Genomic DNA, 26738 nt, shown 5'->3' with positions numbered 1-26738 from the left:
GCATTGTTTTCATCTCTCCGTATAGAGTTAATAAGCAATAACGTTTTTAAATATATCGTTAATGTGGATAACGAAATCGTCATAAAGCGATACTTTTAATGTGAGCGCGGCTTCTGCTTTTTCTTCATCCGTCATGTCTGCCCAATCGTCCTTATGAATCACTGTATACACATTATCTAATTCATACTTACCATCTTTCAGCAAATAGACTTCAACGGATTTTTCAACAGGGCTGATAATCCAATATTCTTTAACTCCAAACTGTTCATACAAATTTTTCTTTCTTCCTTTGTCATGATGGGCTGTGGACGGTGAAAGCACTTCAACCATTAAGTCAGGTGTACCATATATGCCATTACGTTTGATAATATTAGTATTACAAATAATCATGCTATCAGGAATCACCCTATTTTTTTCGTCAAAGAATACGTCTACCCCATCCGTAAAATATTCGCATTTTTTACTGTCTAAATACTTATCGAATAATACGGCTAAATTGGTAATGATTCGATTATGGTTCACTGTCGGACGTGGGGACATCATCATGATTTTCCCGTCAATCATTTCTGTGCGTGGCTCGTCAAGTCGTTCATTTATCGCCATTTCCTTCATCTCCTTATTTTTATTTGTGCTTTCAGTATAGCGTATATGTGATACACATTTCTATTGATAGGGAGAGTCAAATTTAGCCTCCCCATTTCCAAAGCAAACAAAAAGCATCCGCTCTAGTGACTGACCCCTATATATAAGATAGGGATCAAAAAAGCATTATCCAACCAGTTGGCGGCACTGAACTGGCGACTGGTTGTTTAGTTTCGTTTGTATTCGGATATAGTTATAATAATTTATATAGTCTTTGACAGTTTGCTCTACGATGGCCGTCGTAGTACGCTTCAAATTGTCTAAGTAGAACGTTTCAGACGTTAATACTGAATGGAACGATTCAATAGGGGCATTATCAACGGGTGTACCTTTACGGGACATACTCAAGGTAATGCCTTTTCCTTTTATGGCTTGTTGATAACGATAAGATGTGTATACCGAGCCTTGGTCACTATGCAACGTACAACCTTCAGGCACATGGTTTAGTTGGGCTAATGTATGCAACACAAAATCCGTATCTTGACACTCACTAATTGAATAAGCGATAATTTCGCCATTATATAAATCTTGAATACTTGAAAGATACAACTGTTTCTGACCAAAAGGCAAGTAAGTAATATCGGTAACGAGCTTTTGTAAAGGTGCGGTTGCCATAAAATCGCGATCGAATACATTAGGGGCGATATAGCAGGGTTGTCCAGTTTGTTTACGTTTTTTCACTTTCACGCGACATGGCCAACCATATTTTTGCATGATGCGTTGTACACTCTTATGATTCACGTCTATTTCTTGGCGTAAGAGTGCCGTAATTTTTCGATAACCATATCGAAATTTATGTGCACGGCAGAGATGACCAATCCATCGCTCTATGGCCTGACGATACCCGCCCTCAGTAGATGCCTGTTTCCAACGATAGTAGGTAGATCGTGCAAGTACATATATCCTTTACGCACATCCTTTCTCGGAGCGTCTCGACTAACTGTACAGCTACTTCTCCAAATCTGCGTACTTTTTAAGACCTAAATCTGTTGTTTTAAATAACGGTTTTCAGCTTCTAATTTTGCTTGTTCACTCGCATACTCAGGACCTTTATGAAATATATATCGTTTACCGACAGGTTGTTCAAATCGATGCGTTTCTCCATTTTTATACCAACGCATTCATGTTTCCACCCGTGTTCGATGCCGTATATTTCATTCATTTAAAACCTGTTTCATTGGTATACCTGCTAGTCGCATCTCAATGGCTTTCATTTTTATTTCATATGGATAACTCACTCTTGTACTCATAGAAAAGCACCTCCTAATTGAAGTTTAGGTTTCTAAACCCGAATTCAATCGAAGATGCTTTTTTGATCCCTGTCTTATATATAGGGGTCAGTCCCTTATTGGGTGCCTCTGCTCACACATTCCTACACACACGCCCACCTAATTTTAATAGCCCCAAACTAGCCCCACTTAGCCCCAAAACCATACTATTATATGCACTAATTTGCATGATACAAAATGGAGCGAAATTATTAAACTACTGATATATCAACGGTTTATCAGTCTATTAAACTTACCTTGTAACCTTCCCATATTACGGCTTGTAAAATAACGGATAATACAAAAACATTGGTATGAAGCGGTTCAAGAGGGGGGGGTAGCGATGCTAGTCCTACTTGTTAGAGCGGATGTGGAAGTAAAAGACTTTGCTATCCTTTCCATTGGTCAAGTTGTTGGCAATCCTAAATGGTTTCGTGCATGGGAAAAGAAGGCTGATGTACAACGTGTTCTAGCCAGACGATAGGAATTAGCCTTGAAACGAACATGCCAATGGGATGAAGCGAAGAACTATCAGAAACAAAAACGTAAAGTAGCATGACTACATGAGGAAATCATCCATACAAGAACAAATTACTTGCATAAAATCTCTACTGACATCATCAAAAAACACGCTGTGATTGGTATTGAAGATTTGCAGGTGTCACCTAAGCTCAAGAGCCACAAGTTAGCTAAAGCAATCAGCGAAGCATCATGGTTACACTTTAGAACCATATTAGCGTACAAAGCGAAATGATATGGTAAAGAAGTAGTAGCTGTGTCGAAAATATACGCTTCCAGTCAGTTGTGTTCAAACGGGGTTTAATAAACGTGTCTTCCATACCTGTTGAAAAATATGTTGGAAAAAAATTGAATGAGCTATTAAATAGGGGAAATAAACAAGACTGTCCGTAAACAGCCTTGCTTTCAGTCATTTATTTATTATTGTTTAAAATAACTCAGCAAAGAAATTTTTCGTTGAATCAACAATTGAATTGAAGGTAGAAGAAATGAACTCAACAGCTACACTAATTGCCTTTTTTACAGCGTCTACTATACCAACAAAAATATCTACAACTTTATTCATAATATCTTGCATAAAAGCTCCAACTTTATCAGCAAGGGTAAGGATTATTATTTGTGATGCAGGATGTGTTTCACCAAAATCTGTCATTGAATCATAGAGTTTATTAATCATGTCTTCAGACTTTTTTAATGCTTCTTCTTTTCTCTTACGCATCTTCTCAATAAAATCTGATTTACTTACATCATTATTTTCTAATTGTTTAACATTTCCTTTTAAGCCTAATTCTTCTTGTTCAAAAAAATTATTCACATCCTGCTGATAGTCTCGTGTTAACGTTTGCAATTCATCAGGTGTATCGGATACTGAAGCGGCGCGAAGTCCGATGTGTTGTGCTAAAGAAAATTCATTAGTTGACTCTCCAACGTAAGCATCTCTAATTTGATTCATAATGCTACTAAAATTTTTTACTGCAACTGTCATAATAATTCCTCCCTAGTAATTTATTGTGAAACAAATATAGCCGCCTACCTTTACAAATACTATTTATACTCTATTAAAATACACCTTTTCCTTTTTATTGTAAAAGTATTTGCTATATATTGTATATTAAGGTACAATAATCTATCAGTCAACATTATTTTACATTTTCCAACGTTAAGAATTTTTAACATAAAAATAAAGCCTTTTATATGAAAATAGCCATTTTTATATGTTGTCTACATACCCTTTACACAAAAATAACATAGCCAACATTCAAACTCTATCTGTCTCCATCGTCTGCAAATAGTAGATTCTGAAACCTTGTGAATTTGTGCAGTTTCTCCACTCCTCCTTAAATGCAACCCTTATCTTTTATGGTGTGAAGGCAATTAGCATGTATCCAACATTAAAAAGGTATGAAGAAACCGTTACATGCTTTGATTTTGGGATTATAAGTTTACTTACGCTGCACGAAATCATGATTGAAAAAACATTTGATGACCCTAAATACGAAATAAAGACTCTTATTCAACTACGGAAGCTATTAACACATTGGGGCTACAACTACACAAAAAAATGGGTGAAAGTATTGTGGAGCTAAACACAGAATATATGAACAATGACATCATATATTTTAAGTGCTCCAACTGTATGTGCAATACAGCGCTTTGAAGGGCATTTAGATTTGATGGAGGAGGACACGCCTACCACATTCAAAATGGCAAAAGCGAGGTTATGTATATAAGGCATGGCAAGACTGTAAAATTGAAGTTCAATAAGAAAAGCAACAATTGCAGATTATTAAATAGATCAGGAGAGCATCCATTAATAGAATAGGGTGGATGCTTTTTACTTTGATCAGAGAGGATTTATGAGTTCTCTTTCACGCTTTGCCAGTCAAATCTTGCTGCTGAGTGAATGAATTTAGGTAAATGTAAGATTATTAAATGAAAATCATTAAAGAGTAGATTAAGCATTTTTCTATCAGATTGTTATTACATATTTTGTATATCTTAACTTATAATTGTGAAAGTGAAGGTAATCTTAGGAGGAGAAATACACCTCGTAAATACTAATTATTGTGAAGATTTTAGCATTAAGGGGTAAATGTTTCATTGGAATGGGAGCAAATAGAATCTTTACTAATTGAACTATACACTCATAGTGCAAATGCTGTTAGTGATAAAATATGTATTCTAGGCGGGAAAACTGTAAATGAACCAATAGTCAACAATTTATTTGAGTTTGATCCAGTGACTAATAAATACCCACTAAAGAGAAGCATGAAGGTTGCCAAATGTAATCTAAGTAAGATTCAATTGGACAACGATAATACTTTAAACTGGGAGTCAGTAAAAGGAACAACTAGTTACAATGTTTATAGGAGAGTTAAGGATGGCATTTGTGAATTAATCGTTGTAAATTTCAGCGTTACAACGTACATAGACAAAAATCAAGAGCCAGGAAATACTTACTACTATGTAGTTTGAAGTGTGAATGAAAACGGTATAAGCGGGCATTCAAATGAAGTTTCAGTTGAAGTCCCAAATCCTCCTGTCTATAAACGGGCGTTGTTAGTAATTCGCATGGTCAGTCATGATTGGTTTGAGTATGATTTAACAGAAAATGAGATTAAGGACTTTATGCATTGATATGATAATATTACAGCTGAAGACTTAAAAGCATACTATGTATTTAATAAAGACTTTAACATGGACTCTTTACAATCTTACAAAGACCATATCGTTTACAATAAAATTGTATTCTTTGAAATTAAAGAACATTAAAAATATAAAAGCATCCATTTTATTTTGGGTGCTTTTATATTTTATTCTACTCACACGCCAGCCTAATTTTAATAGTTCCCATCTTGCCCCACAACAATGCTACTATATGCATTATCTTGCAAGCTACCATAATTGATAGAATTTCATCAAATCATTGATATATCGACGATTTACTAGCTTACCATGTCTACCTTGCAACCCAACCATATCACAGCTTATGAAATAACAGATAGTTCAAAAGCATTGATATGAAGCGGTTTAAGTGGAATGGATATAGATGCCTTCCTTTCCACTAGTTATAGTAGTTGACAGATGTAGAATTGTTCTATTCAGACGACAGGAATTAGCGCTGAAATGAACATACCAACTGGATGAAGCGAAGAACTATCAGAAACAAAAACGTAAAGTAGCACAACTACATAATCACCACTGGAAGAACAGAAATCTCTACTGATATCATCAAAAACCACGATGTGATTGGTATTGAAGATTTGCAAATGTCAACGATGCTTAAGAACCTCAAGTTAGCTAAAGTAAGCAACGCAGCATCATGGTCGTACTTTAGAATCATGTTAGCGTACAAAGCGAAATGTATGGAAAAAAGTAGTTGCTACATCGAAAACATACACTTCCAGTCAGTTGTGTTCAAACGGGGCTTCATAAAGGTGATAGTCTTTCATACTGTTAAAAAATATGTTGGCGAAAATTGAATGAGCAATTAAATAGGAAAATAAACAAGGCTGTCCGTAAACAGCCTTGCTTCCAGTCATTTATTCATTATTGTTTAAAATAACTCAGCAAAGAAGTTTTTCGTTGAATTAGTAATTGAATTGAACGTAGAAGAAATGAACTTAACAGCTTCATTAGCTGCCTTTTTTACAGCGTCTACTACACCAATAAAAACATTTGCAATTTTCTTCATAATATCTTGTATAAAAGCTCCAACCGCATCAGCAACAGTGATGATTGCTAATTGTGATGAAGGATGTTTTACTCCATAATCTGTTAATTTATCATAGAGTTTATTAATCGTGTCTTCAGCCTTTTTTAATGCTTCTTCTTTTCTCTTACTCATTTTCTCCATAAACGCTGCTTGATTCATCTCCTTATTTTCTAATTGTTTCACATTTTCTTTTAAGGAAGTCTCTTCTTGTTCATAAAAATTATTCACATCTTGCTCGTATTCTTGTGTTATTTTTTTCACTTCATCAGGTGTATTGGATGTAGAAGGAGCTTGAAGCCCGATATGCTCTAGTATAGAAAATTCAGTAGTAGATTCTCCTACATAAGCATCTCTAATTTGATCCATAATACTGCTAAAATTTTTTACTGCAACTGTCATCATAATTCCTCCCTGGTAATTTATTATGAAAAATGTAATTTTCTAACTTAACAAATACTTTTTAAGCTCTATCTATAAAATACACCTCTTCCTTTTTATTGTAAAAGCATTTGTTATATATTGTATTTTAAGGTATAAAAATATATTATTCAATAGTAGTTTATTGAAAAAATATAGTTATCTAACTTAACAAATACTTTTTATAATATCTCTATAAAATCCATATAACCCTTTTGTTGGAAAAATATTTGCTATATATTTCATGTTAAGGTGTAAAATATATGAGTAAATATTTTTTTATTTTTAACATTAAGAATAAAACCTTTAATATGAAATTGGTTATTTTTATATGTTGTCTACATATCTTCTACACAAAAAGGATATAGACAATATTCAAATTCTCTCTCTCAATCGTTTGTGAATGGTAGTTTCTGAAACCTTGAACATTCGCGCAATTTCTTAATTGCTCCTTCCAATATCTTTTAAATGTTACTCTTTCTTTTATGGTAGCAATTTTCAATTCATTTACTTTCATACGACATCTCTAACAAAAAGCGCTCTAGGAGAGTAGATGCTTTTTGTATGGTTATTCGGTTCCAGTCAATATCTGCGTAGTTAGTTACTTTACCATGATTTAAATCTTGAGTTGATTTTTCAAGAAGTACACGTTCTACAGCCGTTAGCTTGGTATAATCGCTATCCCAAGCAAGTATAAGACGTTTTACCCTTTCAGTGGATGCTTTTTACTTTGATCAGAGAGGATTTATGAGTTTTCTTTCACGCTTTGCCAGTCAAATCTTGCTGCTGAGTGAATGAATTTAGGTAAATGTAAGATTATTAAATGAAAATCATTAAAGAGTAGATTAAGCATTTTTCTATCAGATTGTTATTACATATTTTATGTATCTTAACTTATAATTGGGAAAGAGAAGGTAATCTTAGGAGGAGAAATATACCGTATAGATACTAATTATTGTGAAGATTTTATCATTAATGGAGTAAATATTTTATATATGGAAATAAATTGATACATTACTAAAAGAAATACATCATTCTAGCACAATTACAATTGAAGGAGTAAGATTTAACAGAAAATGAGATTAATGACTTTGTACATTGGTATGACAATGTGCTATCAGAAGATTTAAAGCCATACTATATATTTAATAAAGACTTTAACATAGGCCTTTCCCAATCTCGCAAAGACCATATCATTCACAATAAAATTGTGTTCTTTGAAATTAAAGAATATTAAAACGTATAATAACATCCAGTTTTTTGAGGTGCTTTTATACCTGAATGTATTCACATATTTCTATGCCACGCTGCCTAATTTTTAATAGTCCCAACCTTGCCTCACTTGGTCTAAAATAACGATATTTAATACAATATTATGCATGATACAAAATAGGACAAGATTTTCAAAGTATTAATAGATTAATCGTTTAAGACCTTCATGTATTCCTTTGCAATTAGAGTATTTTACAGCTTGTAGGATAGCCATAAAGCAGCAATTTATAGCTGTACTTCGAGAAAATTATGCTAGAGAAAGCATTGTAATTTTTAAATATATCAAAAAAATATAGAAATAAAGGATGTTGTATATGTCTTTATGACTATTTAGACATCCTTTATTTGCATTAACTTATATATAATGTGGCTTTTTTCATAGAAATGTTTATTATTTGTAGAGGATAGTATATTATAAAAGAAAATATAGGTGATAAGTACATGTTTTTTATACTTGAGGTGATTCTATTAAGAAAAAAGTTGTTTTTATCATATGTGTAGTTTTTGTTTTAATAAGCTGTACTAAAAAAGAGATTGCGTTACCAAAAGAACCCCTTTCACCGACAGAGCAATTTGTTCTTCAAAGGCTAATGACAGATAAAGGGCTATTACGGACAGATTTAACAGATCAGAAGGAGCTGTTTTTGTCCGAGTCGGTTGGATTATGGCTTGATTATTTGCTAGAAAAAGATGATCGAATCCGCTTTGATGAACAGGTTCAAGTCATAAAATCATTCTTTTTAACAAATAATTTTATGGTATGGCGTATAGAGGGCACAAAGAAAGCCTCTGTGACTGCATTGATTGATGATTTACGGGTCATTCATGTGTTATTGGAAGCAGGTGAAAAATGGGATAATGCTTCCTATATACAACTAGGGAAGGAAATTGGTGAAAATTTAAAACGGTTTGGTATGGTAGATGGATTGTTTGTTGATTTTGTGGATGTTCACTCCCATGACAAAGCGAATACATTAACAATGTGCTATATTATGCCAGCCGCTTTTCAGCAAATGGCAGAACACGATCTACTCTCACAGCAACAGATGGAGCAACAAATCATTATTTTACAAAATACACCATTATCGAAGGAAGGGTTCTTTCCAAAATATTATGATCTTTCTTCTAAAAGCTATGTATTTGATGAAGAACTGCATATGATTGAACAATTATATACAGCTTATCATCTAGCTTCTATAAAAAAAGACACAACGCCTTTTAAAAATTGGCTATTCGATTTACTAGCAAGGGACGATAAACTATATGGCCGTTATTATGCAGAGACGAATAAACCAGCCGTAAAATATGAATCCCCAGCCGTTTATGCGATGGCTGCACGTTATATGCTTGAGCTGGACGAACAACAAATGGCTCAGCAGTTCCTTAATAAAATGACAGCCTTGAAAAATGATCCAAGGACAGGCTATGTCGATCACTATACAAAGTCAACGCATATTTTTGATAATTTACTACCACTATTGGCAGAAAGGGAGGTAGACAATGCGCACAATGATGAACTGGAATAGAGCCATTTTTCTGTATGGAGCACTGCTAATTTTATTGTTGCAAATACCTTCTTATTTTTTATTACGGCTGAGTGCTGAAGGTTTATTATTGTACGGCCTTTTACTCGTACTACTATTAGTCACACTTTGGAAAGGAACTGTTCTGGGACTGATTAGTAGCCTTGTTTTTATTTTTATTACAGGTTCCACCTTGCTTTATATGGGCTTATCAGGAACGACGATATTTTTAAATGCTTCCTTTTCCATGCAGATGTTTTTCGCCTATGGGATTATGCTATTGCTGCTGATTCTTTGTGCAGGAAAGGTGCATGAATTGATGAAGGAGCAGGAAAACTATTTAAAAAAACTACAAGAAGATGTAAGAAATTATGTAGCGATTGATGTGGAAACAGGCTTTGAAAATGAAACACGTATGCGTATAAGTGTAAATGAGGAAATGCGACGATCTGACCGACATAAGCATACATTTGTCTTTATAGTGTTAATGCTGGAGAATTATGACCAATTCCAGCAACTTTATGGTGCTAAAGAAGTTCAACATTTATGGCAGCAGCTTTCTCACAAGATTCAGCAGACAGTTAGAACAACCGATAAAAAATTTCGATTTCGTGAAAATTATATTGGGCTATTGCTGATTGATACAAGCGACCAGCATATGGAAGTTATTTATGATAAATTGGACCAAGCTTTGAAAAATCACCAATTGTTCAATGGAAAATGGGTGACATTAAGCTATAAAACAAGCTTTTTTACCTATTATCCATTGATGGATGCCACATTTGATGTATTACTGGCAGAGCTGGAAAGAGAGTTGAAAACAAATGCGCTCTAAATATTGCCTTTGGCTTATAATGGGATGGCTTTGTTTTTATACATTCAACACAGCTACTACCGTATTGGCAGCGGATCCAGATAAGGATGTAGCATTAATTTATATGACTAGCAATAAACAGCCTAACGATGATATACAAGCCTTACAGCATATACTACAAGCTTATACATTTGTAGATACGGTTGCTATAGAGGATGTTCATCCGCAGATGCTTCAGCATTATCAACGAGTCGTTGTGATCAATACCTACTCATCAGCAATGCCAGCAAAGGCACTTAATGCACTGAATCAATTTCAAGGACCAGCTCTACTGATTGGGAATAATGCCTTGCAGTTAGCTCCGTTTGCGAAATGGCAGGAAAAACAGGTAGTGGAACTTCGAGCCATAGGGGAGGAAGGATTAGTTAGCCCTATTCAGTGGAAAAGCGTACAACCAACTGCTAATACTCGAATCATCGAGTCGGCATCAACGATCAATCAGTCGTATCCTTTTATTATCCAGCAGCATAATTGGTCATTTATTGGGGCTTTTATCAATGAAGGAGCTTTACAGTACGAGTGGCCAGCAATCATTGGTGAGCTACTACAATTGCCAAAGCCATCAACACATGCAGCATTTATAGTTTTAACGGATATTAATATGAAAACTAATGTTCAAAAGCTAGAAGAGGTAGTGGCGGCATTTGCGGATCGAGATATCCCGATTGCCCTTGAAGTAACACCCATTATGATGGATGAAAAAATAGATTACTTACAGGACAATAAGAAATTAGTGAGTTATTTACAACAACTGCAAAAAGAAGGTTATGCATTTATCCTTTCTGCATCTAACTCGATGGAACAAAGTCTCCATTATTTAGCGCTTCGTAAAATCTATCCTACGATAAGTGTGGGTGACAGTGCACTATTTACAAGTATTATTCAACGAGAAAATAAGCAATTATATATGTCGCAAATAAATCAACGCATTATCTACCCTTTTACAGCAGGGACGATAGCACATACAACGACCAATCCTTTCTATCCTGTGAAACAGCAGATTGATCTTTTATTAAAAGTTCCTGGCTCTGTTATTGGTATTCAATATCCTGCTTATAGCGATGCATCTTATGTCCAGGAGCTTGCCGATTATTTAAATAGGCATCCACAGATTGAGCTCATTAATTTTCGACAAACGAAACAGCAAGTAAAATCGGGAAATATTGCCATTGTTCAGCATGAAAACGGCAAACAAACGGTTCATCTATCATTTACAAATTTTCAGCGTTTAAAAATTTTATTCGATGAACGACCGTTTGAAGTCATGTTATGGGCGCTTGTACTGATTGTTTCGTTATTTGTGACATTATTTTTTATCAATACCTTACGTTTGCGTATAACTTTGCGTAAAAGGTTATTTGAGGAGAGGAAATCCAATGGCTAATACATTATTTTTTATTTCACTTTTCCTCATTTGGGTGATGCTGCTCTACCATATGTTTTTAATGGAAGGTGGTTATTTACATTTTCGTTCATTTGAAAAGCCTATCAATCAATGGTCTAAAAAAATGGACAATGTACCCTCCGTTAGTGTCTTTATTCCTGCGCATAATGAAGCGCTTGTTATTGAGCAGACACTGCGGGCCATGTCTCGTTTATACTATCCAAAAGATAAGCTAGAGGTAATTGTTATTAATGATAATTCCTCTGATGACACAGGTGCAATCGCCTCAAAATTCGCTGAAAAGTTTCCATTTATTCGTGTGATTGAAACCGTAGAGCCGAACAAAGGAAAGGGAAAATCCTCTGCATTAAATTCGGCGTTGGCTGATTCTACAGGGGAGATAGTCGTGGTTTATGATGCGGATAATACGCCTGAGAGGATGGCAGTTTGGTATTTAGTGATGGGCCTTATTAATGATCCAAAGGCAGCTGCAACTGTAGGGAAGTTTCGTGTTATTAATGCGGCTGAAACATGGCTGACACGCTTTATTAATATTGAAACGATTTGTTTTCAATGGATGGCTCAAGGTGGTCGTTGGAAATGGTTTAAGGTGGCAACCATCCCAGGTACAAATTTTGCCATTCGTCGTTCCATTTTAGAGCAGCTTGGCGGATGGGATGTAAAGGCCTTAGCAGAAGATACAGAGCTAACCATTCGAGTGTACAATCTAGGCTACCATATTCGCTTTTTCCCAAAAGCAATTACATGGGAGCAAGAGCCCGAAACACTTAAAGTATGGTGGAAGCAACGCACAAGATGGGCAAGAGGTAATCAGTATGTCGTTCTTAAATTTTTAAGTCAATTTTTTACATTAAAAAGAAAAAGTATTATATTTGATTTATTTTACTTTTTCTTCACGTATTTTCTATTTTTCTTTGGCGTTATTTTATCCAATGGCTTATTTATTATCAATTTATTTTATGATATTGGATTGACCGTTGGCGATATTGCCATTGTTTTATGGGTATTAGCTTTTTTACTCTTCTTAGGTGAAGTCATGATTACATTAAGTATTGAAAAAACAGAAATGAATCGAAAAAATTTCTTTTATGTTATACTCATGTATTTTACGTATTCTCAAATGTGGATCGTGCTTGTTGTTTGGTCATTACTGTTAGAAATAAAGCGCATGTTTACTGGACAAGAAGTGCAATGGTATAAAACAGAACGATTTGCTAAGCAATCAGATAAAGGGGCAGACGAATGAAAGCCAAATTTTATTTACTTCTATTTGTTATTTATTTTTTAATATTTACGAATGATGCAACTGCGGCTACCATTACGGTGGACCAACAAACCATTGCAATCGAAGGCAATCAACATCAGAAAAAACCATTAGTATCTCAGCCAATTGAATTGCAGGGGCCCTCTTCATCGAGAGACTTTTATTACAGTCTTACCGAAGATGCGCAGCTTAATAATCAGCAAGTAACATTCCATATCCAATATTCAGAGCTATTAATTGCACCCTCATCCTTTACAGTAAAGGTGGATGATGTGGCGATCAAAACGGTACCGTTAACAACCGATTTACGAAAGCAAACCGTTACCGTAAATCTGCCAGAGGAAGCCCTATTAAAAGGGTCTCATAAAATAACAGCTAGCTTTTATGGAATTTTAAAGGAAGGAATTTGTGTGGCGCCTGGCAATGTAGGGAATTGGTTGCGTATTGATATTTTATCCTCTATATCAGCTTTTGTGGAGGAAGGTGAAATATGGTCATTAAATAGTTATCCTTCAGCATTTTTGGGCTATGAGGGCTATACGACAACGCTTATCTTACCAGAGGAAGCTTCTACGGCGACATTAAATAGTGGTTATCAGCTAGCTGCCTATTTATCAGAGCATGGCCAAACAGATGTACAAATCCAACGTGAAGATGCTGTTCAGAAGGTGACAGGGCCTGTTGTATTGCTTGGTGCAAAAAATGAATTTAGGACAGCTTTCTTTAAAAATATAGTAGCAAATATTGAGACAACTGAGAATGCGATGACACTGATGATGCATGAATTACAAAATATCGATACCAATCAAAAAGTACCTTTTTTCATTGTCACTTCTTCAAAGGCAGAGGCTATTGCGGAACGTTTATTATCTTTAACAGAACCAAGGCTTTTGGAGCAATTAGCAGGTCAAACATTAACAATTAACGAATTACCAAAGCTTGAAAGTTTATCAGAAACAGCAATACCGTTCAAGCAATTTGGCTTTGAGGATCAAATATTATCAAGCCAAGGGTCAATCACACCACATTATTATGTATCCTTACCACAGTTAGAGGCAAACAAAGAAGCAGTCATGCGATTGGTTTTGAAAAAATCTGCAACGATGCCAGGCAGTAAAGAGGAGGACGATCGCAAACTAGAGTTGATTGTTTATATTAATAATGTCCCACATGCGGTAGATCTACGAAAGCTAGAGCAAACAGCAACAGATATGTATGAGGCATCCATACCGATTCAAACAAATGTGTTAAATAAAAAATCGATAACAGATGTGCAATTTGAGGTAACAGGCTTTCAGTTAGAGGAGCCGTGTGAAACGACGAATGAACGCTATTGGCTATATATTGATAGCGCTAGCTCCTTATCTATTACCAAAGATGCAAGTGAGCCATCCTTTACATTGCGTGATTTTCCAAATGCTTTTCATGACAATGTATTAATGGTGATCCCTGATGATGGGAATCTGGATGATACAGAAATGAGTGAGCTATATAAAGCATTAATGATGAATGGCACAATGGCACAAATTACGCTTGTAAGGGATAAGGATGTGACAGAGACAGCTTTACAACAGCATGCAGTAATTTTTATTGGAGCTATGAATCAGTTAACATGGCTATCCAAAAATGCTGAGAATATTCCCTATACAGCAGAGCAGCTAATTCAACAAGGATTTTTACCTGAAGTTATGGCGAAGCATGCCTATATTACTAAAAATTTCTGGCAAACAAAACAGCCCTTGTTATGGCTACATGCATTCGATGCTACTTCTATAGACAATGACTTTTATGCGCATTTAAAGGAGACAGATACCCAAGTTGCGGCTGCAATCGAAACAAAAGAAGGGCAGTTTGTTGTGGCGGTGGGTAATAAGGTAAGTGAGCATGATACAAAAGAGAAAAGGGGCTTTGAAATATCCTTTATCTTAGTTGCAGAGTTTGTAGGGCTTATCATTGTTATTGCTGTAATTTTATACTTTATTTTACGCAAAAGAAAGAAAAATCAATTAAAGGAACAATAAGTAAAAGCAAAGTCGCCTAACACGACTTTGCTTTTATTATGCAGGCATATCCGTAGGTGTTGGTTTGGCATAGCCCTCTTTATACGTATCATCAATCACCTGGCGAATTTCTTTTAGGCTCATCCCATCTTGATGCATCTTAGCCGATTGAACAGCAATTTCTAAGCAAACTAAACAACGTGTGCCATGGTCATCCCAGACAATTGTTCCATCCTCACGCTTTTCCTCGATAAAACAGTTTAAATTATTTTTATGACCAGCAGATTCACCACAGCCACAATAGCATGGCATCCATTCTAAAACTTCTGTCGATTGCCCTGCGATTTGATAGACCATACGAATATTTTCCTGCTTATCATCTAAAAAAGAAGGGAGAATAGTAGCCGAAGCGGTTTCTTCCTGTACATCACCTGAAGCATAACGATGATCTTCATGTGAATCATTATTTTGATGGTCATCCACAGCTTGCTTCTCTTCTCCACATGCACTTACTAGTAATAGCATGAAAACAACAAAAAGGGACATGATTTTCTTCAAAAATAGCGCCTCCTACCATTTTACATTGCCTTTATTATACCATCGCTTTTTGTTATAGGGACAGCTAGCATCGCTGAAAATCAATGAAAGATATCCGAACCTTGTGTTTTGTTCATAAAACGTTCCATTTTCTCGCTGAGTAATTTTTTTAAGAAAAATCCAAATAAAATAAAGACTAACCAGCAGCAGGCTAAGAAAATAAGATCCATCCAGACAGTCGACCATATAATACCACCAACAGCTTCACGCATCAGCTCAATCGCATACGTAAACGGTAAATAAGGGTTGATGATTTGGAAGAACCTTGGTAACAATTCAATGGGGTATGTGCCACCAGAGCCTGCAATTTGTAACACCAGCATAACAATTGCTAATGCTTTTCCTACATTGCCAAAGACAGAGACAAAGGTATAGACAACTGTGACAAACACAAGGCTAATAAAGAGACCAAATAGTACAAGGTAAAGAGGTGCTTGGATCGTGCCATCCATAAGGAAAACATCTCCAATTGTAATAATTAATGTTTGCAAAAATGAAAATGTTGCAAAGGTTAATAATCGACCAAAGTAAATTTCACGAATACGGTATGGTGCTCCGCTATGGAGGTTGACAGCTAATAATGAAATTAACAGTAAACAGCCAACCCAAATCGAAAGCACTGTATAAAATGGTGTCATCGCTGTACCATAGTTGGCAATTGGGAAGAGACGATGCTCATTCAGATGAATGGGCTCCTCGAAGAACTCTCGTTCAGCATTGACATCATTTTTTAATAATTGCACAATCTCAGAAATATCAGCTTCATTCTCTAATGTACGAAGCTTATTTGCTAATTCCTGAATTTTTGAGCTTAAGGTTGGGAATTCTGTTTGTATTTTCTGAATCGCATGATTAGCTGTTCCTAGGGTATCCTGTGCCTGTGTTAATTTATTGGCTGCCTGTGGAATAAATTGTTTGAGATCCGTTAACATCGTTGAGGCACTTGTTAATGTTGTTTTAGCATTCGATAGGGTTGAGCGAATTTGTGGCTCTAAGCTATCGTTATAGTAGATCAAAAATTCCTGCAAATGGGTGGTTGCATTGTGAACGATTTCTTGAATAGCCATGATCTTTTGTTGAATGGCTTCTTGGTCAACAGCCTGTAATTGCTCGACTTTAGTCAAAATATTAGCATGTAATGTGTTGAGTTGCTCTAAGTTAGCAAGCGCATTAACTGTCGAGTCTGTAAAGCTTGGACCATTTTGTAATGCTTCACGAATGGCGATAAGTTGCTCAAGGCTTGGCTGATTTTGAGCCTCCTCCGCCTCACTTTGCTGTAAGGAGTTAATCATCTTGTCCAAGGCATCCACTAGCTGCTTACGAGTAGTGGCATCTGCTTGTGTTAGTTGTTGCAGTGCCTCAAGTGTTTGAATATTACTTGTAATATGCTCCTTGGACTGTGCCAATTGCCTTTGAAGGGCTTCCTTTGTTTGTGTAAAAGAAGCTGGGTCCACATTCATGGCATTTAGTTTATTGATGATGTCAGTAAAATGCTCCGCGATTGATTGAACGGTTTGTACATCCTTTTGAATACGGGGCGATAGCTCATTAAACAGCGCTTCTGCTTCATTGACAAGCTGTAAACCTTGTTGAATGGTTGTAAGTCCATTATTTGTCAGCCGTTCAATTTCAGGCACTTGTGCAAGGGCTTGGTTAAGCAATTGTGCTGCATCCTTGCCTTGGCTAGAAGCTTGCGTTAAAAAGGATTGGATATCAGGTAAATGCTGTTCGATTGTAAAGACATAGTTTTCAAATTTTCGAAAATCGGGAATTTCATGCTCCATTTCAACACCAATGGTATTAAAAATCGAAAATAGTGTGCCATTAACTGTGGACACAAACTCATTTGAGACTTGCTGAGTAAGAACACTTGCTCCTTTGCTTGTAATTTTAGGGGCAATCGGATTCTTTTTTTCATTCACATAATAATCAATATGTGCTTTTGTCGGCTGATCCGTTAAAATGGAGGTAAGCTTTTGCGAAAAATCCTTTGGAATTACAATCATCGCAAAATAATCGCCATTTTTTAACTGGTCAATGCCCTTTTGCTCCGTCTCAAATACCCATGTAAAGCTTTCATTGGTATTTAATTGCTGGATGACGTCATCTCCAACATTTATTGCCTTATCTCTCACCGTTGTCCCTGTATCTTCATTGACAACGGCAATTTTCATATTTGCTGTGTGGGCATATGGGTCCATGGAGGCATAAATATTAAGCCAAGCATAAAGAGAGGGGAGAAAAATAAGTCCACCTATAATAACGGCCATTACCCAGTTTGTAAAAATATTACGAATATCTGTTGTGTAAATTTGAAAAACATGCTGCAAAAAGTTTTTCATATGACCACCTCATGTTGAATTTCTAAAATAGCTTCTACTCTGTAGGTTCCCAAGTATAGATAAAATTATGTTGTAAATGTGAAATAACTTGGAAAAAGGACAAATTAGTTTACTAGGTTTTCAAAACAATTTATAATCAATCGCGAATACACTGAAATTAGGGCTTTTAGTGTAAAAAAGGAGGTCACTACTCTAGTGAAAAAATTATTAATTATTGGCTCAGTGATTGTTGTATTATTTGCAGCAATTATTGTACTAACAAATGTTTCAAACAAAAGTAAATTAGAAAGCGTAAACAATCCTTATGGTGATAAAGAGCTTAAACAAGAAACAATTGATCAACTGGATGATAAAAACTACCAAAATATTATGCTCCCAGATAAGCTTGAAGAAAAAATCGAAGCTGGCGAACCCGTCAATGCCTACTTCTTCAGTCCAATTTGTGTCCACTGTCAAGCACTTACACCTGTATTAATGCCAATGGCAGATGACATGGGTATTGATATTGCACAATTGAATGTTTATGAATATGATGATTTATGGGAGAAGTATAATCTTAAAGCAACACCGACATTTATTCGCTTTGAAGATGGAAAAGAAGTGAATCGTTTTGTAGGCGCTTTAAAGGAAGAGGATTTACGAACATTTTTAGAGACGGTGGTATTAAAGAAATAGAAAATAGGGGGACTGTATCAAAAGTTAATTTTGAGCAGTCTCTTTTTTTGCGATGGTGTATACTTAATATAGTGATAAGTTGTGCAATGGAGGAATGAATAATGTCAATGGATGATTATTTTTATAATGGTGAAGTAATGAAATGCTATGAATTAGCAAAGGCAGTGACAAATGAAGCAGACAAGGCACGCGCACAAAAATATATAGCGTTATTGCAGGAATATGAACTGGATCATTATCCAAAGCCAGCAGCTACTATAGAAGCGCAACCTATTGAACGTGCTGATGAAACCTACCCTGAGTTTGATCCTGTAACTGATATTCGTGCCATCAAGGATGAAGCAGCATTTACTAAGCGAATTCAGGAACTAGAGGAGGTTGCGAAAACAGGTACACCGAATGACAAGGCACAATCCTTTTTTACACAAGGGCAGCTATTTTTATTTGCGCATCATTATAATGAAAGTGTTCATTGCTTTAAGCAAGCCGTCAGCGAGCAGCCAACTAAAGCGGTCTATTGGGGCATTACAGGTCAAACGATGCATCGCTTTGGCTGGATGCCCTTTGATGCACTTGGCTATTTAGAGCAGGCTATTGATCTTGACCCGACAAACCCACGCTGGAAATGGAATAGGGCATTGGTGCTCATTCAATTAGCGAAGGATTTGCAGCTAGCCCCCTTTATGGCAAATGCCGCACTAGCCTTGGAGGAGGCACTAGCTTCTTGTGGCGAACATCAGCAATCATTGCGAGCCGCTATTCAAAATACAATCGATAATATGGATAGTTATGTTTTTTCATAGTTGAAACAGGATGCCTCTATTTGCATATGGAGGTATCTTTTTTAGTAGGAGAGGTGGGTTGATTGCCATCTTTCACAATCATGGTATGATAAGAAGGAAATGATTTAGAGATATAAAGGACGGATTTTGGATGACACAAGAAGCGGCAAATACATTTATTGAAAATGTATGTAATCATTTAGTACGCAATATGAATATAACAAAGGTGGAACAACACTTTAACGAAACTATTGCTATGCAACGAGCATCAGCAGCAACACAGCATGATTTTTTTGATATGCTGATGGTTAATATGCTGTACTTTACGGAAAATGAGCAGGCTTGGGAGCAAGTGTTTCTCAATATGCTTCAGACGACACAATGGCTAACACCAGCCGCTCTCGAAGAAGAATTATTGATGCATCAAATGCGTATTCGTCAACAGGTTGCAACGCAAATGGAGACAGCCAAGGAATTATTCCATCAGCAATATGTGTCAGAGGCAATGACAGAAGAAGCCATTATTTATGATTATGCCTATAGTGCTGCTGGACATTCCATGCGGATGGATTTGTTAACCGTGCTTGCTTCAATGCCCGAGCAATCTAAAATACTGTTTGATGCAGACCCACAAGAAACGATTCGCATTGTCAATGGCTATATTGCTTACCATACAGATGGGCTTATTAATAAAACAAACTTACAATAATTTGAGAAATATGAAAGGAATTAAATTGCATGAATACACCATTTACGTTTAAACATACACAGCCTACACAGATGGATGCTACGAAAAAATATCCCGCTCTTTTTTTATTGCATGGCATGGGCAGTAATGAGGATGATTTACCGCAATTAGTGCAGGGCTTTCAGGAGCAATGTCATATATTTAGCCTACGAGGTCCTATTGCACAAAAACCTGGGTATGCATTCTTTACAATTCAAGAGATGGATCAACCTGATCGTGCGGTTTTCGATAAGGTGTTAGTGGCACTGCAATGCTTTCTACTAGAGGCAATTGACGAATATCAAATTGATCCTCATCAAGTATTTGTGCTAGGTTTTAACCAAGGGGCTGTATTAGCGCAATCTCTGGCCTTTGTCATGGGGAATCTAGTGACAGGCATCGTGGCATTAAGCGGCTATACACCAAAGTTTGTGACAGAGGAATATGCCATTCGTTCAATAGAGCATCTACAGGCTTTTATTTCTCATGGAGATTATGATTATATTATTCCTTCACAATTAGGTATAGAAAGCAAAGAGATTTTCGAGCAATTTGGTGCAACCGTTACCTTTAAAAAATATCCAGATGGACATGGTGTGACAGCTGATAATTTGCGTGACCTTGTTGCCTTTTTAGCCCAACAGCTCCAGCAAGATTTACAATAGCTCTAAAACCAAGGCAAAGGAACTGTCTTGGTTTTTTTGTACAAATAATTACTTTTCTTAAATAGTAATAACAAGAATCAAGCCAAGAAGGTTCAAATTCATGTCAGTCGATGGTATCATAGAAGATGTTGTGAATGGGGATGCTTTGTTAGATGGAAACATGTATTTTATGTGAACATAGAGACAGAACAAGGCAAAAAGGGGTAAAATCATTAGTTGATGTGCTAGATGCAAATTTTGTCGCTTTCTATCAAAGAGAGTGGATAGAAATTATGGAGAAAAGGAATTAAGATGAATGGAACAGAACCTGAAAACGGAGCATAAGCTACAATCCTCCGAAAAAATACAAGAGAAGTCATCACGTTCTACAATTTTAGCGCAAACAGTCAAAACAGGCATTATCAAATCTAATTTAATACCAATGTGGGCTGGTTTAACGCTAGGCATGTACAAAAATAAGATGACATTTGTAGATAATATACCTGAAATTATTTTTTCAACAATTGGTTCTGCTCTTGTGATTGGGGCAGCGGGGGCCTTTAATAATGTCTATGATCGTGATATAGATGCCATTATGCCTCGAACGCAAAGTCGACCAACTGTAACAGGCGAAATGTCTGCTAAATCGACGTTAACATTAGCGATTGCGATGTTAGTTGTGGGGGTAGCAGTGTTGGCACTTGCTTCGCCATTAGCAGCTGCCTTTGGTTTATTAGGTGTATTTTTATATGTTGTACCGTATACAATGTGGACAAAGCGTCGGACGATTTATAATACGGAAATTGGGAGTATTAGTGGAGCTGTACCCCCGTTAATTGGCTGGTCTGCTGTCTCGACAGATATTACACATCCTGCAATTCTTGGCCTATTTTTAGTGATGGTTATCTGGCAAATGCCGCATTTTTATGCCATTGCTATTCGTAAACATGCGGACTATGAAGCGGCTGGGGTGCCAATGCTTCCTGTTGTAAAAGGTATGCGTCGCACCTATTATCAAACGAACTTCTATTTAATTTTATTGATTCTATCAAGCTTCTTATTTGGCTCATTAAGTGTAGGCATTATGCTTGTGGCATTATTATTAAGTATTGCATGGCTAATTATGAGTATTTATGGCTATCATCGTCATACAAATCAAGAGAAATGGGCGACAAAAATGTTTGTCTTTTCCCTGTTCCATATGACAATATTATTCGCAACCGTAATTGTCTACTCGTTAGTAGGCGTTATCTTCAAATTATATTAGTATAATAAAAAACCAACAAGTTAATCGGCACTTGTTGGTTTTTTATTTTCCACTGAAAGGATTTTGCGACTTGGCCACTCAAAAGCATGTAGTTGTCCGCCAAAAACAGCACCACCATCGATGCCAATAATATTATTTTCTCCAAAATAGACATGGTAATCAGTTGGATTATGATGCAGTCGATAGGTAGGAGTATGTCCAAAAATAACTGTTTTTTCTCCTTGATAGCCTGCATGAAATTCCTCACGAATCCATAGAAATTGCATAGGGTCTGTTTCTGCCAGTGCTACACCTGGCACAACCCCCCCATGTACAAAAATAACATCTTCTAATTCAATATATGTTTCAAAAGTTTCAATTAACTTTAAATGCTCTTCAAGCTTTGGCAATGTTTGAATAAAGCTAGGCAATGTCTGGTTTTGAATAGCTTCATCAAAATCAGTCAATTGATAGCCATAGCTTGCCAGTGTTGCCTCTCCACCGCAAAGCCCAACCCAATGGTTCCAAGGTTTAGTATGCCCAGAACGACAGGCATGGAGCATAATCGCTTCATGATTGCCCAGCAGCACACGTGCCCCCTGTGCCTGTAATTCGCCAACTAAATTTAATACACCACTAGAGGCGGGACCTCTATCAATATAATCACCAAGTAAAAAAAGTTGGTCTTTCATTGGATGATAGTTTGCTTTTAGGAGTAATTCTTCAAACATCGCTAATTCTCCATGTATATCACTAATTGCTAATATTCGATTCATGAACAAGCATCCTTTCCAATTGCAGAGCGGTACCAATAAGTATAAAGGGAATTTCTACAAATTTCGACTGTTCTAGCTTCCCTTGCCTTTGCATCATAGAATATTGAAAGAAACCATTCTCTTATAACATTATATGATAGATAATAATGAGGCACGATTAATTTGTCTCGTAGAATGGTTAATCCTTTAGTTTTTCCCAAGCCTGCGTAGCTATTTGTTCATCAAATGTTGAAAGAAGACGAAAATGATGCTGATCTAAAATACGATAATGCTGGCTAATCATATTTTGCTGAAGTCGAAAACCTTTATACTCACTAATATTTTTCCACCATATGTATCCACCCATTGTTCTTTCCTTTGGCTGCAATGTACCATGATTCGCAATTAAATCGACAACTTCAAGAGGGTCGCCACCAAGTTCATGCTGTAAAATAGTGCTTTCTCGACACAATGTACAAACAGCAACAGTGGTTGTCCAGCCAGCTAAAATACGGCCTTTTTCAATTTGAACAAGTGTTTTTTTTGATAGCCCTAGTAGATCACTCATTTGATCCTGAGTAAACGCTTTTTCTGTACGGATTAATTTCAGTTTTTCTGAAATAAGTGTGATTAATTGTTCACGATTCATCCTAACACTCCTTACTTTCAGATTGTTATGTTCCATTATACATGAAAGTAAAAGATCCATGTTTTTTGTTTCGACAGAGAGAGGAATGATAAGGAAAGATAAAACAGACTGTCTACAAGAGAACAGTCTGTTGGATGTTAAATTTCATATTTATTTGTATCGGAGATAACACGGAAATGAATGCCTGTAATTTGCGCACTTACTTTATGGCGGAGTGTATCAATATCCACAAGCTCTTCTCTATTTTTCACACACTCACCAATTTCCTGTAAAAGCTTTGTAAAGGCATCCTTAAACAAAGCACGCATATTATCGAAATCTAAGCTGCGAAAACTACCATCAATATCAAAGGCTTCCACGGAATTTAATTGCTTAGAAGCACCTGCAAAACGATCATCATATACAGTGTAGTTTTCATCAGTAACCACAATAATATATAACACTTCCCCTGTAATGGTTTTTAGTTCGATATTTGTTTTATGTTTTTTCACATCAGTAATAATATGAATGCCATCTGAATGGTAAAGTTTAAACAAAGTCATTTGTATAGCCCCCTGAAACTATAATAGTATTATTAACATTTATTATACCTCAAAATGGCTAATAATGGAACGGAAGGAGTAAGATTAGCTCTGCTCAAAGGCCAGTAAAAAATGGGTTATGTTTGTGCTTTTGTGACGATTGAAGCACTTTTTCGTAAAGGTTTTACCTCAATATAATGAATTTGATGTCCTTGCTGCTCATAGATACTAAAAATATAAGTGTCAAGTTCAATATTTTTGGATGCTTTAATTCCATTATTTACAGTTAAGAACCAACCGCCTAATGTTTCCACTTCTTCTGCATCCAATGTAATATTTAATAGCTTTTCCACATCTTCCACAAGCATTTTGGCATTTAATATATAATGATGATCTGTAATTTTGCGAACATCCGCAATTTCATCGTCATCAAATTCATCGCGAATTTCACCAACAATTTCCTCTAAAATATCTTCAACGGTGACAAGACCAGATGTACCTCCATATTCATCCATTAAAATAGCCATATGAATACGCTCTTTTTGCATACGTACAAGCAACTCCTTAATAGGAATTGTTTCAATGACGCGAATAACGGGATTGATAAAATCCTCCAATACTAACGTATCATCTGTGAGCTGATCAAGTAAGCCGTGGGTGAATAATTCTTTGGCATTAATAAAGCCTAAAATATTATCGCGGTCTCCATCATAAACAGGGTAGCGCGTGTATTGTTCAGCAGCAATATGCTGAATAATATTAGTAAAGGATTCATTTTGCTCAATCCCAATGATTTCAGTACGAGGAACCATAATTTCACGGGCAATACGTTCATCAAATTCAAAGACATTATTGACATACTTCAGCTCAGATTTATTGATTTCACCGCTTTTAAAGCTTTCAGATAACAGTAATCGCAATTCTTCCTCTGTATGTGAAAGCTCGTGTTCACTTGCAGGCTTCATGCCGAATAGACCTACCAACACACGGGCAGAGCCGTTCAAGAACCAAATAAAAGGATACATTACTTTATAGAAAAATAATATTGGTTTAGCAAAAAGAAGTGTAATCGTTTCTGCCTTTTGAATAGCGGCAGTTTTAGGCGCTAATTCACCAACAACTACATGTAAAAATGTTGCAATGGCAAAGGCTGAACCAATCGTAAAGATCGTCATATACTTATCTGAAATGCCAATAATATCAAATAGTGGATGAAGCATAAACTCAAAGGTTTTTTCACCAACCATCCCAATACCAAGAGCTGTCACTGTAATTCCTAATTGACAGGCCGATAAATATTCGTCTAAATGATCGACAACATGCTTAGCAGTATGTGCTTTTTTATTTCCTTCGACAATTAGTTGATCAAGCCTTGAAGAGCGTACCTTGACAATGGCAAATTCAGTGGCTACGAAAAAGCCTGTTAATGCTAATAAGATAATAAAAATGGTTAAGTTGATAATGGTCTCCAAATAGTCGTTCTGTAAAAACAGAACGTCACCTCCTAATGTTGAATAAGTAAAAGTAAGGACTGCATTAATGCAATACTTGAGGGTGAAACGTTTTTCTTAATTATTTCAATTTTTTGATCGTCTTGGTCGTTCATTTGTTCTAGCAAGGAAGCTACATCATGCTCTAGGTCTTGCATTTTTAAGCGAAGCGTATGGACATCGATTTCTTCATATGGTGTGATATTTAATTCCTGTTGAATTTCTATAAGTGAACACCCTTGTTGTTTGCGCTGTTCTATAAATTGAAGGCGTTCAATCATTGCTGGGTCATAATAACGATAGTTTGTGGCAGAACGTTCTGCATCCAATAAGCCCATATTTGTATAGTAATCAATTGTTCGTTTTGTAATGCCTGTTTTTTCTGCAAGTTCCCCAATTTTTAATTTCTCTGTCCCAAAGCGATCACCTCCAAACCATCACGTGATACTTTTATTATAATGTGATGGTTTTTATTTATTCAAATATTAGACATTGGTATTTATCAAAAAAAATAACGATTCTGCTATGGTTTCTAGCAGAATCGCAGTAAAACTTACGGCTGTAAGAAAGTGTCATATAGCTGATAAAGAGCCTCCTCGCCCCTTTGTTCTAAAATAATTTCATCGTTATAGCTTAGTGTAATTGTGGTGTGCGTGGGATCAAGCGTATCATCAGCAATTTTACAAATAACATCGACAATTCCAGTCTCAGCAAGCTTTTTTGTCATCTGCTGATCCCATGCTTGATCAGAAAATAGCGGGGGTTGCCATGTGCCTCTCACATGTAGCTCATCTTTTTCGAGGTCATAATCCCAGCGGATGTCACGTAAAATAGTTTTAAATAGGTCATTAACTGTAAAAGTTGTGTCTTGATAGTTAATAGCCATAGCACGTATAGCATGAACGTCTTGACTAACTGCACTGGCTGCGGAGTTAGCTGCTGCATTGATGCCTGAAGCGGCATCTTTAATTTCAGCGAATCGCTCACCACAGCCTGACAGTAGTGCACAAATACATGTTATATAGGCTAACTTTGTCATCCATTTCACAAGTAGTCCCTCCAGTCTAGCAAGTTGTTACTACTATCTTAGCGAAAAGAAAAATACGAAGAAAGGGCATGAAAGCGGTAGATTGTGACGGTTTTGCAACGATGCGACCTCCACTCGATTGTTCAGTATTTGAGCAGTATTAAAAACTGAAAATTCGGTAAAAAAAACAATGGGAAAGGGTGCGGTTTGTGTGAAAATTAATGATGAAATTCTTGAACGATTGGGAACATATTTTGTTTATCATGCTGTTTATGAAAATTATGGGATTACCTTTGAAAATTTTGTAGAACGATGGCTAAGAGGGATACTAGAATGTTAGCCATTTTTGCTTTTGAACCTCTTTATAACAGGTTTATTTATCTA

The 26738-nt window shown here is 36.1% G+C and carries 24 protein-coding genes and 3 pseudogenes; 15 read left to right on the top strand and 12 right to left on the bottom strand.

Annotation, left to right across the window (positions count from 1 at the left end; all coding sequences use genetic code 11):
- Window positions 1-27: 27 nt before the first annotated feature.
- Both MHB44_RS14640 and MHB44_RS14635 read right to left on the bottom strand, forming a co-directional pair.
- Complete coding sequence (locus tag MHB44_RS14640; protein ID WP_341299766.1) at window positions 28-603, bottom strand: Uma2 family endonuclease; 576 nt, start codon at window positions 601-603, stop codon at window positions 28-30.
- A gap of 165 nt (window positions 604-768) precedes the next feature.
- Window positions 769-1892 (bottom strand): annotated as a pseudogene (locus MHB44_RS14635) (IS3 family transposase).
- A gap of 385 nt (window positions 1893-2277) precedes the next feature.
- On the opposite strand from MHB44_RS14635, the pseudogene MHB44_RS14630 reads away from it, so the two are divergent.
- Window positions 2278-2661, top strand: a pseudogene (locus tag MHB44_RS14630) (transposase); the annotation flags it as partial.
- Window positions 2662-2856: 195 nt separating this feature from the next.
- On the opposite strand, the gene MHB44_RS14625 reads toward MHB44_RS14630, so the two are convergent.
- Window positions 2857-3414 (bottom strand): hypothetical protein, encoded by a 558-nt coding sequence (locus MHB44_RS14625; RefSeq protein ID WP_341299765.1) that lies wholly within the window; start codon window positions 3412-3414, stop codon window positions 2857-2859.
- Window positions 3415-3808: 394 nt separating this feature from the next.
- Between MHB44_RS14625 and MHB44_RS14620 the strand changes: the two genes are divergently transcribed.
- The 3 genes and pseudogenes from MHB44_RS14620 to MHB44_RS14610 all read left to right on the top strand — a co-directional run.
- Entirely contained in the window at window positions 3809-4015 is a 207-nt protein-coding gene (locus MHB44_RS14620) for a hypothetical protein (RefSeq protein ID WP_341299764.1), read from the top strand.
- 514 nt (window positions 4016-4529) lie between these two features.
- The gene (locus tag MHB44_RS14615; protein WP_341299763.1) at window positions 4530-4904 is read left to right on the top strand and encodes a kelch repeat-containing protein; all 375 of its coding nucleotides are present in this window, start codon (window positions 4530-4532) and stop codon (window positions 4902-4904) included.
- 737 nt (window positions 4905-5641) lie between these two features.
- A pseudogene (locus tag MHB44_RS14610) lies at window positions 5642-5849 on the top strand (transposase); the annotation flags it as partial.
- A 136-nt stretch (window positions 5850-5985) separates the two neighbouring features.
- On the opposite strand, the gene MHB44_RS14605 reads toward MHB44_RS14610, so the two are convergent.
- Window positions 5986-6546 carry a hypothetical protein gene (locus MHB44_RS14605; protein ID WP_341299762.1) on the bottom strand — a complete coding sequence of 187 codons (561 nt, stop codon included), beginning with the start codon at window positions 6544-6546 and terminating at the stop codon, window positions 5986-5988.
- A gap of 1931 nt (window positions 6547-8477) precedes the next feature.
- Between MHB44_RS14605 and MHB44_RS14600 the strand changes: the two genes are divergently transcribed.
- Genes MHB44_RS14600 through MHB44_RS14580 form a run of 5 tightly spaced genes read left to right on the top strand, consistent with a single transcriptional unit; the run spans window position 8478 to window position 14920 of the window.
- Window positions 8478-9359 carry a hypothetical protein gene (locus MHB44_RS14600; protein ID WP_341299761.1) on the top strand — a complete coding sequence of 294 codons (882 nt, stop codon included), beginning with the start codon at window positions 8478-8480 and terminating at the stop codon, window positions 9357-9359.
- A complete protein-coding gene (locus tag MHB44_RS14595) occupies window positions 9334-10191 on the top strand; it encodes a diguanylate cyclase (RefSeq protein WP_341299760.1) in 858 nt (285 codons plus the stop codon). The genes MHB44_RS14600 and MHB44_RS14595 overlap by 26 nt, the downstream gene beginning before the upstream one ends.
- On the top strand, window positions 10181-11614 hold the full coding sequence (locus tag MHB44_RS14590; protein ID WP_341299759.1) for a DUF2334 domain-containing protein: 1434 nt from the start codon (window positions 10181-10183) through the stop codon (window positions 11612-11614). The genes MHB44_RS14595 and MHB44_RS14590 overlap by 11 nt, the downstream gene beginning before the upstream one ends.
- Window positions 11607-12881, top strand: a complete 1275-nt coding sequence (locus MHB44_RS14585) for a glycosyltransferase (protein ID WP_341299758.1) — start codon at window positions 11607-11609, stop codon at window positions 12879-12881. Before MHB44_RS14590 ends, MHB44_RS14585 begins: the two co-directional genes overlap by 8 nt.
- Window positions 12878-14920, top strand: coding sequence for a cellulose biosynthesis cyclic di-GMP-binding regulatory protein BcsB (locus MHB44_RS14580; protein WP_341299757.1), 2043 nt, complete (start codon window positions 12878-12880; stop codon window positions 14918-14920). Before MHB44_RS14585 ends, MHB44_RS14580 begins: the two co-directional genes overlap by 4 nt.
- Before the next feature lie 36 nt (window positions 14921-14956).
- Here MHB44_RS14580 and MHB44_RS14575 read toward each other — a convergent pair whose 3' ends face one another.
- Both MHB44_RS14575 and MHB44_RS14570 read right to left on the bottom strand, forming a co-directional pair.
- Window positions 14957-15457 carry a PCYCGC motif-containing (lipo)protein gene (locus tag MHB44_RS14575; RefSeq protein WP_341299756.1) on the bottom strand — a complete coding sequence of 167 codons (501 nt, stop codon included), beginning with the start codon at window positions 15455-15457 and terminating at the stop codon, window positions 14957-14959.
- A gap of 80 nt (window positions 15458-15537) precedes the next feature.
- Window positions 15538-17838: a YhgE/Pip domain-containing protein gene (locus tag MHB44_RS14570; protein ID WP_341299755.1), complete on the bottom strand. Its 2301-nt coding sequence runs from the start codon at window positions 17836-17838 to the stop codon at window positions 15538-15540.
- Window positions 17839-18033: 195 nt separating this feature from the next.
- Here MHB44_RS14570 and MHB44_RS14565 point away from each other — a divergent pair, with 195 nt between their 5' ends.
- From MHB44_RS14565 to cyoE, 5 genes are all read left to right on the top strand, one after another.
- Window positions 18034-18513 carry a thioredoxin family protein gene (locus MHB44_RS14565; protein WP_341299754.1) on the top strand — a complete coding sequence of 160 codons (480 nt, stop codon included), beginning with the start codon at window positions 18034-18036 and terminating at the stop codon, window positions 18511-18513.
- 101 nt (window positions 18514-18614) lie between these two features.
- On the top strand, window positions 18615-19316 hold the full coding sequence (locus MHB44_RS14560; protein ID WP_341299753.1) for an O-linked GlcNAc transferase: 702 nt from the start codon (window positions 18615-18617) through the stop codon (window positions 19314-19316).
- 130 nt (window positions 19317-19446) lie between these two features.
- Window positions 19447-20004 (top strand): hypothetical protein, encoded by a 558-nt coding sequence (locus tag MHB44_RS14555; RefSeq protein ID WP_341299752.1) that lies wholly within the window; start codon window positions 19447-19449, stop codon window positions 20002-20004.
- A gap of 29 nt (window positions 20005-20033) precedes the next feature.
- Complete coding sequence (locus tag MHB44_RS14550; RefSeq protein ID WP_341299751.1) at window positions 20034-20687, top strand: esterase; 654 nt, start codon at window positions 20034-20036, stop codon at window positions 20685-20687.
- Between the two features lie 295 nt (window positions 20688-20982).
- Window positions 20983-21933 (top strand): heme o synthase, encoded by a 951-nt coding sequence (gene cyoE, locus MHB44_RS14545; RefSeq protein ID WP_341299750.1) that lies wholly within the window; start codon window positions 20983-20985, stop codon window positions 21931-21933.
- Window positions 21934-21953: 20 nt separating this feature from the next.
- Here cyoE and MHB44_RS14540 read toward each other — a convergent pair whose 3' ends face one another.
- From MHB44_RS14540 to MHB44_RS14515, 6 genes are all read right to left on the bottom strand, one after another.
- Window positions 21954-22688: a metallophosphoesterase gene (locus MHB44_RS14540; RefSeq protein ID WP_341299749.1), complete on the bottom strand. Its 735-nt coding sequence runs from the start codon at window positions 22686-22688 to the stop codon at window positions 21954-21956.
- Between the two features lie 178 nt (window positions 22689-22866).
- A complete protein-coding gene (locus tag MHB44_RS14535) occupies window positions 22867-23316 on the bottom strand; it encodes a helix-turn-helix domain-containing protein (protein ID WP_341299748.1) in 450 nt (149 codons plus the stop codon).
- Window positions 23317-23453: 137 nt separating this feature from the next.
- Window positions 23454-23858 carry a hypothetical protein gene (locus MHB44_RS14530; RefSeq protein ID WP_053996125.1) on the bottom strand — a complete coding sequence of 135 codons (405 nt, stop codon included), beginning with the start codon at window positions 23856-23858 and terminating at the stop codon, window positions 23454-23456.
- A 116-nt stretch (window positions 23859-23974) separates the two neighbouring features.
- Window positions 23975-25309 (bottom strand): hemolysin family protein, encoded by a 1335-nt coding sequence (locus MHB44_RS14525; RefSeq protein WP_341299747.1) that lies wholly within the window; start codon window positions 25307-25309, stop codon window positions 23975-23977.
- 32 nt (window positions 25310-25341) lie between these two features.
- A complete protein-coding gene (locus MHB44_RS14520) occupies window positions 25342-25725 on the bottom strand; it encodes a MerR family transcriptional regulator (RefSeq protein WP_341302981.1) in 384 nt (127 codons plus the stop codon).
- A gap of 155 nt (window positions 25726-25880) precedes the next feature.
- Window positions 25881-26366, bottom strand: a complete 486-nt coding sequence (locus MHB44_RS14515) for a hypothetical protein (protein WP_341302980.1) — start codon at window positions 26364-26366, stop codon at window positions 25881-25883.
- Between the two features lie 199 nt (window positions 26367-26565).
- Here MHB44_RS14515 and MHB44_RS14510 point away from each other — a divergent pair, with 199 nt between their 5' ends.
- Entirely contained in the window at window positions 26566-26694 is a 129-nt protein-coding gene (locus tag MHB44_RS14510; protein ID WP_341299746.1) for a hypothetical protein, read from the top strand.
- Window positions 26695-26738 lie beyond the last annotated feature (44 nt).

The sequence above is a fragment of the Lysinibacillus sp. FSL H8-0500 genome (assembly GCF_038051955.1).
Taxonomy (GTDB): domain Bacteria; phylum Bacillota; class Bacilli; order Bacillales_A; family Planococcaceae; genus Lysinibacillus; species Lysinibacillus macroides.
This window is presented reverse-complemented; position numbering and strand designations above follow the sequence as displayed.

Excerpts from the sequence above, each read along its gene's own strand:
- MHB44_RS14640 (WP_341299766.1), bottom strand. The coding sequence starts at position 603 with ATGGCGATAAATGAACGACTTGACGAGCCACGCACAGAAATGATTGAC.
- MHB44_RS14625 (WP_341299765.1), bottom strand. The coding sequence starts at position 3,414 with ATGACAGTTGCAGTAAAAAATTTTAGTAGCATTATGAATCAAATTAGA.
- MHB44_RS14620 (WP_341299764.1), top strand. The coding sequence starts at position 3,809 with ATGTATCCAACATTAAAAAGGTATGAAGAAACCGTTACATGCTTTGAT.
- MHB44_RS14605 (WP_341299762.1), bottom strand. The coding sequence starts at position 6,546 with ATGATGACAGTTGCAGTAAAAAATTTTAGCAGTATTATGGATCAAATT.
- MHB44_RS14595 (WP_341299760.1), top strand. The coding sequence starts at position 9,334 with ATGCGCACAATGATGAACTGGAATAGAGCCATTTTTCTGTATGGAGCA.
- MHB44_RS14590 (WP_341299759.1), top strand. The coding sequence starts at position 10,181 with ATGCGCTCTAAATATTGCCTTTGGCTTATAATGGGATGGCTTTGTTTT.
- MHB44_RS14585 (WP_341299758.1), top strand. The coding sequence starts at position 11,607 with ATGGCTAATACATTATTTTTTATTTCACTTTTCCTCATTTGGGTGATG.
- MHB44_RS14580 (WP_341299757.1), top strand. The coding sequence starts at position 12,878 with ATGAAAGCCAAATTTTATTTACTTCTATTTGTTATTTATTTTTTAATA.
- MHB44_RS14570 (WP_341299755.1), bottom strand. The coding sequence starts at position 17,838 with ATGAAAAACTTTTTGCAGCATGTTTTTCAAATTTACACAACAGATATT.
- MHB44_RS14560 (WP_341299753.1), top strand. The coding sequence starts at position 18,615 with ATGTCAATGGATGATTATTTTTATAATGGTGAAGTAATGAAATGCTAT.
- MHB44_RS14555 (WP_341299752.1), top strand. The coding sequence starts at position 19,447 with ATGACACAAGAAGCGGCAAATACATTTATTGAAAATGTATGTAATCAT.
- MHB44_RS14550 (WP_341299751.1), top strand. The coding sequence starts at position 20,034 with ATGAATACACCATTTACGTTTAAACATACACAGCCTACACAGATGGAT.
- cyoE (WP_341299750.1), top strand. The coding sequence starts at position 20,983 with ATGGAACAGAACCTGAAAACGGAGCATAAGCTACAATCCTCCGAAAAA.
- MHB44_RS14540 (WP_341299749.1), bottom strand. The coding sequence starts at position 22,688 with ATGAATCGAATATTAGCAATTAGTGATATACATGGAGAATTAGCGATG.
- MHB44_RS14535 (WP_341299748.1), bottom strand. The coding sequence starts at position 23,316 with ATGAATCGTGAACAATTAATCACACTTATTTCAGAAAAACTGAAATTA.
- MHB44_RS14530 (WP_053996125.1), bottom strand. The coding sequence starts at position 23,858 with ATGACTTTGTTTAAACTTTACCATTCAGATGGCATTCATATTATTACT.
- MHB44_RS14515 (WP_341302980.1), bottom strand. The coding sequence starts at position 26,366 with ATGACAAAGTTAGCCTATATAACATGTATTTGTGCACTACTGTCAGGC.